Genomic DNA, 13947 nt, shown 5'->3' with positions numbered 1-13947 from the left:
TTAACAGTCTAAACAGATTTTGTGAGGTATAAAAAAGGGAAAGGAGTAGAAGAATGAGCATTAGTTTTCAGGAAAGCGAGATAAAGATAATAAAGGGGCATGGTATAACCTACCCTAAAGGATTAAAGGCTGCCGGCATAAACTGTGGTATCAGAGTAAAGAGAAAAGACTTAGCATTAGTCTATTCAGAAAAGATTGCCAGTGCTGGTGCAGTATATACTAAAAATCAATTTAAAGCAGCACCTTTATGGATTACTAAAGATAATCTGGCACGTTCCGGTGGTAAAATACAGGCAATTGTGGTAAACAGCGGGATTGCCAATGCCTGTACCGGAGAGAAGGGATTACAGGACGCCCGGGATACTGTTGATTATGTATCTCAATATTTAAAGGTTAAACCAGAAAATGTTGCTGTAACCTCAACCGGGAAGATCGGAGAGTTTCTTCCTCTAGAGAAGATAAAACAAGGAATCCAAGAGGCAGTAAAGAAGTTAAGTGTTGCGGGAGGAACTGAGGCGGCAGAGGCAATATTAACCACAGATACCAGGAAAAAGGAGATAGCAGTTAGTTTTGATTTAAGAGGTAAGGAAATTAGGATAGGGGGAATGGCAAAAGGTTCAGGTATGATTCATCCTGACATGGCTACCATGCTGGGTTTTATTACCACTGATATAGCCATAGAAAGTAATCTGTTACAGGAAGCTTTGGTTGAAGTTATAGCTAAAACCTTTAATATGATCAGTGTAGATGGTGATACCAGTACCAACGACATGGTTTTACTGTTAGCTAATGGATTGGCGGGGAATTCATTAATCACTGCCAAGAATGAAGATTATGACCGTTTTATTACAGCACTATACCTGATTGCAGAGTATTTAGCTAAGGAAATTGTGCGAGATGGAGAGGGAGCAACTAAACTGGTTGAGGTAGAGGTACAACATGCCCTGTCTCGTAGTGATGCGGAGATAGCTGCCAAGGCTGTTATAAATTCTCTTCTGGTAAAAACTGCCATCTTTGGACATGATCCTAATTGGGGCAGGATTTTAGCAGCTGTGGGCTATTCCGGAGTAGAAATAGAGATACAAAAAGTAGATCTCTATCTAAAAGAAAAGATAGTTTCAGATGGACAACCACTCTTATTTTCCAAAGAAATTGTTCGAAAATATCTCGAAGAATCCCCTGAAATTAAAATAGTGATTGATTTAAAGATTGGTGAAGGAAAAGCAACAGCATGGGGATGTGACCTTACTTACGGCTACATTGACATTAATACTAAATATAATTAGACCAGATATTGGAGGTAAAAAATGTTAAAAAATGATGCTTTACGGGCAGAGATTTTAGTAGAGGCATTGCCCTATATAAAAAAATTCCGGAACATGATAGTGGTGATAAAATACGGCGGCAGTGCTATGGAGGATAGGCAACTGGAGAAATCAATAATAAGAGATATAATTTTATTGCGCTATATAGGAATGAAACCGGTGATTGTGCATGGTGGTGGTCCGGAAATTTCTCAGGAAATGAAAAAACAGCATAAGATTCCCCAATTTATCAATGGATTAAGAGTTACTGACCGCGACACTATGGAGATTACCGAGATGGTTTTAACTGGTAAAATCAATACCCGTCTGGTAGCTGAGATTAACTTGTGTATTTCTGAAGACCAGGGAAATGGAATAAAAGGAATTGGTTTAAGCGGTGAAGATGCACAACTGCTTATGGTAAAAAAATATGACTCCATTGATTTAGGATTTGTAGGTGAGATTGAAAAGATTAATCCGGAGATATTATTTTTACTTTTAGAAAAAGATTATGTCCCGGTTATAGCTACCATCGGTGTTGATGCCAGAGGTGAGAGATTCAACATCAATGCAGATACAGTTGCAGGCGAGCTGGCTGTTGCTTTGAAAGCAGAGAAATTAATCTATCTTACTGATGTGGATGGAATATTTCGAAAGATGGAAGACGCAAATTCTCTCATCAGTAGTGTAAATATTGAAGAAGCCAAAGAATTGTTTGAATCAGGTCAAATCCAGAAAGGCATGATTCCCAAGGTAAAATCAGCACTGAGAGCCTTAGAAGGAGGTGTTAAAAAGGTACATTTTCTCAATGGTAAGTGTGCTCACTCCATTCTATTAGAGATCTTCACAGATAAAGGAATTGGCACTGAATTTGTTATCAGCAGGAATGAGAGTTTTAATTTATAGAGATTAGTATAGGGAGGAGAACTATGGAAAGTAAAGAATTAATTGCTGATGAGCAAAATTATTTAGTTCACACTTATAAAAGACCAGCAATGATATTAGACCATGGCGAGGGAATGAAGGTTTGGGATTTAGGGGGGAGACAATACTATGATTTTATCGGTGGCATTGCTGTTAATAGTCTTGGTTATAGTCATCCCAGGATTGTGCAAGCTATTTGCCAGCAAGCCGGGAAATTGGTTCATTGTTCCAACCTTTTTTATAACGCTCCCCAAATATTGTTAGGGAAAAAACTGGTGGAAATATCCTGCGGGGATAAGGCATTTTTTGCCAACAGCGGGGCAGAGGTAAACGAAGCAGCCTTAAAGATGGCGGTTAAGTATTATAGAGAACAGAATAAAGAAAAGTATAAGATAATATATATGGAAAATTCCTTTCATGGTAGAACCATTGCTACTCTGGCTGCAACCGGAAAATATAAATACCAGAAAGATTATCTTCTTCTTCTACCGTCTTTCAAACAGGCTATTTTCAATGATTTAAATTCTGTGCAAGAAGCCTATGACGAGAAGGTTGCTGCGGTAATAGTGGAGCCGATACAGGGAGAAGGAGGGATTAATCTTGCTTCTGCTGATTTTTTAGAGGGATTAAGAGATTTTTGTAATAGTAAGGATTTACTGCTAATTTTCGATGAGATTCAATGTGGTCTGGGTAGAACGGGAAAGATGTTTGCCTATCAACATTATAATATTGAGCCTGATATTCTTACTCTGGCTAAACCAATAGCGGGAGGATTACCGCTGGGTGCCTTAATTGCCAAAGAGAAAGTTGCCTCAGTATTTAAACCGGGTGACCATGGTACTACCTTTGGTGGAAATCCAGTAGCCTGTGCTACTGCTTTAGCTTTTTTAGAAGTATTGCAGGAGGACAATCTCTTGACTGAATGTCAGCAAAAAGGAGAATACTTTAAGAAAAGATTGGAAGAACTGAAAGTAAAATACCCAGATTTAGTCAAGGAGGTAAGGGTGATAGGGCTTATGGCCGGATTAGAAGTGGCCAAAGAGGGTTCGGCGATAGTTCAAAAAATGCTGGATAAGGGTATATTAATTAACTGTACTGCTGAGAAGGTGCTCCGCTTTTTACCACCTTTAATAGTAGAGAAAAATGAGATTGATTTACTCATTAGAACATTAGATGAAGTAATATCTGATCTAAAATAAAATAGAAAATCAATCAGGTAAAAATGAAAAACTACACAAAACAAGGAGAATAATATGAATAAACTTAAAAAGGTGATACTGGCTTATTCAGGAGGTCTGGATACCTCAATAGCTATTAGATGGTTAAAAGAGAATTATTGTGATGAAGTTATTGCTGTCACTATTGATGTAGGTCAAGAAATTGACCTGGAATTTGTAAAAGAAAAGGCATTAAAAGTAGGAGCAAGTAAATCCTATATTGTAGATGCCAGAGAGGAGTTTGCCAGGGATTATGTTCTACTGGGATTACAGGCGGGAGCGGTTTATGAGGAACATTATCCCTTAGCTACTGCTTATTCCCGACCTTTGATAGCAAAAATTTTAGTAGATTTAGCAGAAAAAGAGCAAGCACAGGCCATAGCTCATGGCTGTACCGGCAAGGGTAATGACCAGGTAAGATTTGAAGTATCAACAGCTACTTTAAATCCAGATCTTGAAGTAATTGCACCAGCCAGAGAGTGGGGATTTACTAGAGAAGAGGAGATCCAGTATGCCAGGCAATATGATATTCCCATTCCTGTTGATGTAGATAATCCATACAGCGTTGACCAGAATATATGGGGAAGGTCCTGTGAATGTGGAATATTGGAAGATCCCTGGATAGAACCACCAGAAGAAGCATATGAATGGACAGTAAAACCGGAGGATGCTGTTAATAAACCTGTTTATCTGGAAATTTATTTGGAAAGGGGTGTCCCCATCCAGGTCAATGGACAGGAAAAACCGCTTGTTCAGCTTATTTCCTATTTAAATAAGGTAGGAGGGGAAAATGCAATAGGTAGAGTAGATATGGTGGAGAATAGACTGGTTGGTATCAAATCAAGGGAAATATATGAATGTCCCGGTGCTATAATATTATTGAATGCTTATAAGGCACTGGAAAGTATGGTTTTCACAAGAGATTTGCTACATTTTAAACAAATTATATCCCAAAAATATGCTGAATTGACCTATAATGGATTATGGTTTTCGCCTTTAAAAGAAGCCTTGGATGGTTTTATAGGGATCATCAAAGATAAAGTGACCGGTACAGTGAGAGTTAAGTTGCTTAAAGGACGGTGTGAGGTAGCAGGAAGAAAATCGGTTAATTCCCTCTATGATTTTAACCTGGCAACCTATGACCAAGGAGATACTTTCAACCAGGATTTTGCTAAAGGTTTTATCCAGTTATGGGGTTTACCAAGCAAAGTCTATGCCTCCGTTAATAGAAAAAGCAAATAAAAAGGGGTTAAAGATGGAAAAATTATGGGGTGGCAGATTTAAAAAAGATACCAGCAAGGTGATGCAAAGATTTATTTCCTCCATTTCTTTTGATAAAAGACTGGTCAGATATGATATTGCTGGCAGTATTGCTCATGCCCTGATGTTGGGTAAATGCGGAATAATAAACAAAGAGGAATCTCAGAAAATTGTACAGGGATTAAAAGAACTTCTCCAGGAGATAGAACGGGGTATCTTGCCAGTAGATGATAAGGCAGAGGATATTCATACCTGGGTAGAAAATAAACTAAAGGAAAAGATAGGGGAAATTGCCGGGAAACTTCATACCGCCCGCAGTCGAAATGACCAGGTTGCTCTTGATGAAAGAATGTATTTAAAAGAAGAGCTTGCTAATATCCAGCAGGTATTAAGTGATTTATTAAAAACCATTTTAACTGCAGCCCGTAATTATCTGGGAGTGATTATGTCCGGTTATACTCATTTGCAACATGCCCAACCGGTTCTCTTTTCACACCATTTGCTGGCTTATTTTTTCAAATTTAAGCGGGATTGGCAGAGGCTACAGGATTTATATTCCAGAGTAGATGTATTACCTTTAGGCTCTGCTGCTCTTGCTGGAACATCCCATCCTATTGACCGGGATTTTGTTAGAAAAAAGCTTAAATTCAGTCAGATTTCCCAAAACAGTCTAGATGCAGTAAGTGACCGGGATTTTATAATTGAATTTCTTGCTGATGTATCATTAATTATGTTACATCTAAGTAGCCTGAGTGAGGAATTGATTTTATGGTCTTCCCGAGAGTTTAACTTCATTGAGTTGGATGAATCTTTTTGTACCGGTAGCAGTATTATGCCACAGAAAAAGAATCCCGATGCTGCAGAATTGATAAGGGGGAAGACGGGCAGAATTTATGGTCATTTACTATCCATGCTTACCACAATGAAGGCTTTGCCCCTGGCTTATAATCATGATTTGCAGGAAGATAAGGAGCCTCTCTTTGATACTGTAGAGGTGGTAAAAAGTTCACTTACAATTATGAGAGGTATGATTGAAACTTTGCAGGTCAAATCAGATAACATGAAACAAAGCCTGGAGGGAGATTTATCCAATGCCACTGAACTGGCTGATTATTTGGTACGCAAAGGTTTATCTTTTCGAGAAGCACATAGCGTAGTCGGAGAGATAGTAATATACTGTCTTGATAGAAAAAAGAGCTTAGAACAACTGACCTTAGAAGAATTACAACAATTTCAAAGTGTTTTTCAGCAGGATGTTTTTTCTTTACTCACGCCGGAGGCAGTTATTAATGCCAAGAATTCCTTTGGCGGAACCTCATTAAAGAAAGTTAGAGAAATTATAGAAGAAGAGGAAAAAACTATTAAAATAATAAAAAACTAAAAGAAAATTTCATCAACTGCTAATCAATTTTTGTATTTTTCCATTTGACTTTCTTGTTGCTGGTTCGTATCATAATAAAAGTTACGATATTCGTATGATAAGATTTTTTCTTCAGGTACAAAGATGAGTGAGGAAGTTAAACAAGGGGAAAATATTGCTCCTGAAATTGATGACCTTTTTCTACAGTTAACAGAAATGCTATGGACACATGTTTCCAGATGTTATAGTGTTAACGAGAAAAAATCTTTCACTATTACTGAATATTTTATTATCGAATATTTAGGTAAAGAATCATTTGTTTCCATGAGTAAACTCTCTAAAATAATCCATGTTGCTCCAACTACTATGACCAGTATTGTTGATCGTTTAATTAAACGTGGTTTGTTGCAGAGGCGTCGTGCTCAGCACGATCGAAGGAAAGTGCTGGTTACTCTTTCAGAAGAAGGAAGGCAATTTTACAGCAGATATCACCATCGTTCCACAGAAATATATGCCCATTTTTTATCTAAACTGCCGGATAATGGGAAGACATTTAATCAAAGCCTGAGAGAAATAAAAAAGAGCATTTTTTATCTGAAAAAACATTTTAAGGAAAGTTAAAAAAACAATTAGAGGAGTATCCATTGAAAATAAGTGACGAGAAAGAGAATCAAACTAATAAATATTATTTAAAGACAGCACTAGAAGCGGAGAAGGAGTTAAACACTTCTTTAAAGGTGGGACTAAGTTCTTCTGAGGTTAAACAGCGTCTGGAAAAAATTGGACCAAATCAATTAAAGGAAGGCAAAAAAAGAACTGTTTGGCATATGCTGATAGACCAGTTTAAAGATGTCTTAATCATTATTTTATTGGCTTCTGCGGTAATATCTGTACTCTTGGGGGAGGTAACTGATGCCATTGTCATTGGCATCATTGTTATTTTAAATGCCATCTTAAGTGTGTTACAAGAATATAGAGCGGAAAAATCTCTGGATGCCTTAAAAAAAATGACAGTTCCCGAAACATTAGTTATGAGAGATGGGAAACAGAAAAAAATAAAATCTACTCAATTAGTTCCAGGAGATTTAGTGCTTTTAGAATCTGGTGATCGAATTCCAGCAGATCTACGTCTGGTTGAGGTAACTGATTTAAGTATTCAGGAGGCAATTTTGACTGGGGAGTCAGAACCAGCTGAAAAAACTAATCGGGAGATAGTTAGTAAGGAAGAAATTCCGCTGGGTGATCGTCTCAATATAGCTTACATGGGTACTACAGTAATAGCTGGTCGTGGTAGAGGAATAGTTGTTGCTACCGGAATGGATACTGAAATGGGTCAGATTGCCAGTATGCTTCAGGAACAGAAAAAAGAATTAACTCCTCTCCAAAAGAAATTAAATCAGGTTGGGAAAAACCTGGGAATCATTATCCTGTTTGTGATAGCGATTGTCGTTTTACTGGGTTGTTTACGGGGGATTCCCTTTTTTGATATGTTTCTTACTGGAATTTCTCTAGCAGTGGCAGCAGTTCCAGAGGGATTACCGGCTGTTGTTACTATTGTACTGGCATTAGGTGTACAACAGATGATTAAGAAAAATGCTATAATTAGGCGTCTTCCAGCAGTGGAGACCTTAGGTGCCACTACAGTAATCTGTTCGGATAAGACTGGAACATTGACTCAAAACCAGATGACTGTTCAAAAACTGGTTTTGGTCGATCGAGAGATCGAGGTGGAAGGTGTCGGTTATCAACCTTTTGGACAATTCCGTCAGAATAATCAATACATTCAACCAAGTGATGACCAGGCCATATCTCTTTTGCTAAAGGCAGCGACGCTTTGTAACAATTCTTACTTAAAACAAAATGAAGAAAATAATCAGTGGGAGATTATCGGAGATCCAACCGAGGGGGCATTGGTAGTAGTTGCAGCCAAGGCCGGGTATCAAAAGGAGGGATTAGAAAATAAGTATCCTCGCTTAAGAGAGTTGCCCTTTGATTCGGAGCGAAAAAGAATGTCAACAGTACATCGAACTCCAGAAGGGGATGAGATTCTATTTGTCAAGGGCGCTCCTGATCAGATTATTGAACGTTGCAGCAGTTTTAGAAGTAATAGTAAAGAAAAAGCTTGGTCTCAATCCCTAAAAGGAAAAATCGCTGAACAGAATAAAAAATTAGCTTCAGAGGCACTTCGGGTACTGGCTGTTGCTTATCGGGAAATAAATTCCCAGGAAAAAGAATATATAAAAGAGAATAAAAAATTAAATATTGAGAAAACAGAAAGCGAGTTAACTTTTTTAGGATTAGTAGCAATGATAGATCCACCCAGGAAAGAGGCAAAAGAAGCGGTAAAGACATGTCGCAAAGCAGGGATTCGTCCGATTATGATAACAGGAGACTATTCACTAACTGCTCAGGCCATTGCAGATCAGATAGGGATTTATCAGCTTGGAGATCGTATCATTACCGGTTCAGAATTAGAGAAAATGCCTCAGGAAGAACTGGAGAAAGTAGTAATGAAAACCACCATTTTTGCTCGAGTATCACCTCGGCATAAAATGAGAATTGTTCATGCTTTACAAAAGAACAATCAGGTAGTAGCCATGACCGGAGACGGCGTCAATGATGCCCCAGCACTAAAAGAATCTGATATTGGGGTAGCTATGGGAATTACCGGAACCGATGTTTCTAAAGAAGCGGCAGACATGATTTTAACTGATGACAATTTTTCCTCTATTGTCTCGGCAGTACAGGAAGGAAGAAAAATATATCAAAATATTCAGAAATTTATTCGGTATTTATTATCCTGTAATTTAGGAGAAATCTTAACAATATTTGTTGCTATTCTAATTGGTTTACCCCGTCCTTTACTCCCCATTCAAATTCTCTGGGTGAATCTGGTAACAGATGGACTTCCTGCTCTGGCTTTAGGATTGGATCCCGCAGAGAAGGATGTGATGATACAACCTCCCAGGAATCCTAAGGAAGGTATTTTTTCTGGCAAGATGGGATTTAATATCTTTTCTCAGGGAATATTTATTGGAATTATAACTTTAATTGCCTTTTACTATGGTTATAGCCAGTATTCTTTAGTGGTAGGAGAGACAATGGCTTTTGGTACCCTCAGTTTTACTCAATTATGGCAATCATTGAATTCCCGCTCTGATAAATTTTCTATATTCAGGCTGGGTATTTTTAGTAACCGTTATTTAGTGCTGGCTATACTGGGTTCCGGTATATTGCAGTTAATGGTAATGTTAGTACCTTTTTTACAATCAGTGTTTCAGGTTACAGCTCTTACCTTTTCTCAATGGCTGGTGGTCATTCTAATTTCCTTAACGGCTATTCCCTATGTGGAGTTATTAAAAAAGTTGAAATTAACCTATTTCTTTAAATAGAGAAAATATTTAGCAGAAAATTAGAGACCATAATTTATTATAGTGCGAATATGATATACTATAAAATTAGAGTTGGAGGAAGATTCATGATTTTACACAATAGCAGGAAATACTACTATGGCATGTGATGTTAAAGCTATAATTCAGGAGTTGGAGCAAGATTATACTATCCGTCCTTATTTAACAGCCCTGGAACATATACCAGCTCAGGATGCTCGTTTAAATGATTTTCCGGCTTGGCTGCATATAGGATTAATTGATCAACTAAAACAAGATGGTATAAATAGACTCTATTCACATCAGGCCAGCGCTCTACAGGCTATTAATGAGGGGAAGAATGTCGTTGTAGTTACCCCCACTGCTTCCGGAAAAACACTCTGTTATAATCTACCCGTTCTGGATAAGATTATTAAAGAACCAGAAAGCCGGGCAATTTATCTGTTTCCTACTAAAGCTCTTTCTCAGGATCAGCTGGGAGAACTTTACCGCATGGTGGAGGCATTGAATAAGCCTATAAGTACTTTCACTTATGATGGGGATACACCTGTCTCTGCCCGCTCTGCTATTCGTAATCAGGGTAATATTGTGGTTACCAATCCTGACATGCTACATACTGGTATACTACCCCATCATACTAAGTGGTATAGATTGTTTCAAAATTTAAGATATGTTGTGGTGGATGAAATACATATTTATAGAGGTGTATTTGGTAGTCATATGGCTAATGTGCTACGCAGGTTAAGGCGAATTTGCGAATTCTATGGCTCCAAGCCTCAATTCATCTGTTGTTCTGCTACTATTGCTAATCCTCTGGAATTGGCAGAAAAAATTACTGAGAAAAAATTTACTCTGATTAATAATAATGGTGCCCCTAGTGGTGAAAAATATTTTCTATTCTATAATCCTCCGGTGGTAAACAGGCAACTTGGTATCCGAAAAAGTTTAATTAAAGAAACAGCAAGCCTGGTAAGTAAGTTTTTGAATCATGATATACAAACGATTGTTTTTGCTCGTAGCCGCCTGACCACTGAGCTTCTGACCAGTTATCTCAAAGACTATTTAGATAAAATTGGCCAGGATCGCGATTTGGTAAGGGGGTATCGGGGAGGATATCTACCCAATTTACGTAGAGAGATTGAAAAGGGACTTAAAGAAGGACTAATTAAAGGGGTAATCAGTACCAATGCCTTGGAATTAGGAGTGGATATTGGTCAACTGGATGCCTGTTTTATCACTGGTTATCCGGGTACCATTACCAGTACCTGGCAGCAAGCTGGTCGAGCTGGCAGACGTACCCATTCTTCTGTAGCTATTCTAGTTGCTTCCAGCGTACCTCTGGATCAGTATATTATTAATTCGCCTGATTACTTTTTTAAAGAGATTCCGGAAAGTGCTGTAATAGATCCTGATAATTTGAGTATATTAATCAGTCATATAAAGTGTGCTGCTTTTGAACTGCCGTTTGTCCCAGAGGAAAAATTTGGTTCAGAAGAGCTGGAAGATATATTACAATTTTTAGAAGATAAAGGAATAATCCATTTTACTCAGAATAAATGGCATTGGATGAGTGAGGCTTACCCTGCTGATGAGATTAGTTTGCGCAGTGCTTCCACTGAGAACTTCACTATTATTGATATAGAAGAAGGTGAAAATAAGGTTATCGGGGAAGTAGACCGTGAGAGCGCATCTACCACCATTTATGAAGGTGCCATTTATATTCATGAGGGAGAACAATATACTATTACCAAACTTGATTATGACGATAACAAGGCCTATGCTAAACAGGTAGAGGTAAATTATTATACTGATGCGCAGGTAGAAAGTCATATCAAGATTCTGGATGTCTTTGATTTACACGAGGAAGAAAACATCAAACATCAGTATGGAGAGATAGCTATTACCACTATTTCCACTATGTATAAAAAAGTAAAATTCTATACCCATGAAAATTTAGGTTATGGAAAAATTAATTTACCAGCTGAAGATATGCATACCACTGCCTATTGGCTGATTTTATCAGAAACATTCTCTAACCTGGTGGGAGGTAAAATATCGAAAGGATTTACCTTTGACCTGGCTGGAGGTTTATTAGCCCTCTCTAATGTTATGGTAAATGTGGCACCTTTATTTGTTATGTGTGATCCGAAAGATATCAGGGCAGTAGCTCAAATTCGTTCCCCCTTTACCGATTTACCCACTCTTTACATCTATGATAATTATCCGGGAGGAGTTGGCTTTAGTGAGAAGATTTTTGAACTGCGGGATAAAATCTTAGTCGCTGCTAGGGAGTTAATTGAAAATTGCGGTTGCGATGAAGGATGTCCCTCCTGTGTTGGCCCTATTAATCAGGTAGGAAATCAGGGGAAACAAAGTGCCCTGTTTATTCTGAAGGAGGCAATCCGCTAATTATGGATTTAAGAAATCGTTTAGAGAAGATTGAGAGCTTAAAAAAAAGGGTTCAGCAAATTAATAATGCCCATCAGAAAAAGAGTGATTTCTATTCCCAAACCAGGAAAACAATTCCCATTTCTGAAGTTATTCCTGGAAATGCCATAGATACACCGCATGGTTCCTGTTTTTTTACGGAAAAAACATTTCCCTTAGAAACCTCCTCCTATGGTGATTATTCCCTGTTAGATATGCAAAAATATTTTCCCTCAGGTTTGCATTTCTGGATTCCTCAATTTAAAAGTGGAAACGAGGAAATTAAACTGGAAGAAATCCTATTTTTTGATACCGAAACGACTGGATTAGCAGGAGGATCAGGGACCTATATTTTTTTATTAGGTCTGGGCTATTTCAAGGGAGAAAACTTTTATATCAGACAATATTTTATGTCAGACTATCATGAAGAAGAAGCACTGTTGTGGGCTGTTAATCAACTATTTGCGCAGGATTTTAAATTACTTGTGTCCTATAATGGAAAAAGTTATGATTTTCCATTACTGCAGACTCGTTATATTATGACGCGCTTACCATTACAATTAAATACTTCTTATCACCTTGATTTATTATTTCCTACCAGAAGATTATGGAAGAGAAGATTACAGGATTGTTCTTTAGCTAATATAGAGAAAAAGATACTAAAAATCTATAGAGAGGAAGATATACCTGGATATCTTATACCTCATGTCTATTTTCGTTATCTTCAAGATAAAGATAGCCGTTCCCTCAAACCTATCTTTACTCATAACTTACAGGACATTATTTCTTTAGTCCTGCTCACAACCAAGATTAGTCAAACACTGGATGATCCCTTGAGCATGGGAAAATTCGCCCTGGACTTATGCAGTATTGGCAAGATTTATGAAGGATATAAGGATTTTCAGTACAGTAGCAAATGTTATGAAGAGGCATTAAAAGGTAATTTATCAGATGAGGAGACACTGGATGCTTTAAAATTATGTTCTTTTGCCTATAAAAGACAGGGGGAATGGGAAAAGGCGGAAGTAGCCTGGCGTGAAATTATTTCCTTAAATGGCCAATTTAATCTTTACCCCTATGAAGAATTAGCAAAATATTATGAGCATAAGCTGAAAGATTATCAGCAGGCAGGCGCAATAGTTGAAGAGGCATTACAGAGACTGACCAAGGAAAATATATCCTGGAGCATTAAGGAACAGTGGCAAAACTCCCTCTATTTCCGGCTGGAAAGGATAAAGCGGAAACAGAGATTGATGAGTGCTAATAGTAAAGATAACCAGGGTGAATAAAAAGGACAATTGAATATGGAGAAAGGCAAAAAGAATTATACTATTAAGGACTGGCCAGAATATGAAAGACCCAGGGAAAGATTATTGTATCATGGTCCTGAATTTCTGACTGATGCCGAGTTGCTGGCTATTATAATTGCCAAGGGATATTCCGGGGAAACATCAGTAGAGGTAGCGAGAAGCTTATTAGCTAAATATGGAACTTTAAGAAATTTAATGAGTGTTTCCTACTCAGAGATGAAACAGATCAACGGTATTGGTAAGGCTAAATATGCTCAAATAAAAGCGGCTCTGGAAATGGGAATAAGATTATCAAAGGAAAAGATATTACCTGGAAAGAAAATACAAAAAGCTCAGGACGTAGTGGATTACTATTATGCGGAAATGAAGAATAAGAAAAAAGAACTTTTTCACATTATTTTATTGGATGTACGCTATCAGATTATTCGCGATGTACTTATTTCTATGGGTAGTTTAAGTGAAACTACTGTTCACCCCCGTGAGGTAATGAAAGAGGTTATCAAGGAATCAGCTGCCGCTGTTATCTTTCTGCATAATCATCCCAGCGGGGATCCCCAACCCAGTCAACAGGATAGGGAATTAACCAGAAGATTAAGTGAATCCTGTAGTATGCTGGGAGTCAAGGTTCTAGATCATATTATTATAGGTGAGGAATGTTTTTATAGCTTTGCCCAGATGGGGCAAATTTGACAAAAAAAGCTAATCGTATAAGGAGAAAATAAAGGGTAGAGGAGAATAGGATGAAACAGGTTGATA

10 protein-coding genes are annotated in these 13947 nt (G+C 37.7%); all 10 read left to right on the top strand.

The features are described 5' to 3' along the window. Positions 1 to 53: 53 nt before the first annotated feature. Positions 54 to 1286 (top strand): bifunctional glutamate N-acetyltransferase/amino-acid acetyltransferase ArgJ, encoded by a 1233-nt coding sequence (gene argJ / locus PHD84_05785; GenBank protein ID MDD5637306.1) that lies wholly within the window; start codon positions 54 to 56, stop codon positions 1284 to 1286. Between the two features lie 21 nt (positions 1287 to 1307). Next, positions 1308 to 2210: an acetylglutamate kinase gene (gene argB / locus PHD84_05780; GenBank protein ID MDD5637305.1), complete on the top strand. Its 903-nt coding sequence runs from the start codon at positions 1308 to 1310 to the stop codon at positions 2208 to 2210. A gap of 23 nt (positions 2211 to 2233) precedes the next feature. Beyond that, positions 2234 to 3427, top strand: coding sequence for an aspartate aminotransferase family protein (locus PHD84_05775; GenBank protein MDD5637304.1), 1194 nt, complete (start codon positions 2234 to 2236; stop codon positions 3425 to 3427). Between the two features lie 54 nt (positions 3428 to 3481). Beyond that, entirely contained in the window at positions 3482 to 4687 is a 1206-nt protein-coding gene (locus PHD84_05770; protein MDD5637303.1) for an argininosuccinate synthase, read from the top strand. Positions 4688 to 4700: 13 nt separating this feature from the next. Continuing rightward, the gene (gene argH / locus PHD84_05765; protein MDD5637302.1) at positions 4701 to 6086 is read left to right on the top strand and encodes an argininosuccinate lyase; all 1386 of its coding nucleotides are present in this window, start codon (positions 4701 to 4703) and stop codon (positions 6084 to 6086) included. A 123-nt stretch (positions 6087 to 6209) separates the two neighbouring features. Next, positions 6210 to 6686, top strand: a complete 477-nt coding sequence (locus tag PHD84_05760) for a MarR family transcriptional regulator (GenBank protein ID MDD5637301.1) — start codon at positions 6210 to 6212, stop codon at positions 6684 to 6686. A 23-nt stretch (positions 6687 to 6709) separates the two neighbouring features. Beyond that, a complete protein-coding gene (locus tag PHD84_05755; protein ID MDD5637300.1) occupies positions 6710 to 9457 on the top strand; it encodes a calcium-transporting P-type ATPase, PMR1-type in 2748 nt (915 codons plus the stop codon). A gap of 117 nt (positions 9458 to 9574) precedes the next feature. Next, complete coding sequence (locus PHD84_05750; protein MDD5637299.1) at positions 9575 to 11863, top strand: DEAD/DEAH box helicase; 2289 nt, start codon at positions 9575 to 9577, stop codon at positions 11861 to 11863. Positions 11864 to 11865: 2 nt separating this feature from the next. Continuing rightward, positions 11866 to 13170 carry a ribonuclease H-like domain-containing protein gene (locus tag PHD84_05745; GenBank protein ID MDD5637298.1) on the top strand — a complete coding sequence of 435 codons (1305 nt, stop codon included), beginning with the start codon at positions 11866 to 11868 and terminating at the stop codon, positions 13168 to 13170. Positions 13171 to 13185: 15 nt separating this feature from the next. Beyond that, a complete protein-coding gene (gene radC, locus PHD84_05740; GenBank protein MDD5637297.1) occupies positions 13186 to 13881 on the top strand; it encodes a DNA repair protein RadC in 696 nt (231 codons plus the stop codon). Positions 13882 to 13947 lie beyond the last annotated feature (66 nt).

Source organism: Atribacterota bacterium, from assembly GCA_028717805.1.
GTDB lineage: Bacteria > Atribacterota > Phoenicimicrobiia > Phoenicimicrobiales > Stramentimicrobiaceae > Stramentimicrobium.
Note: the sequence above shows the minus strand (reverse complement) of the source record. Positions and strands in the feature narration are given on the sequence as shown.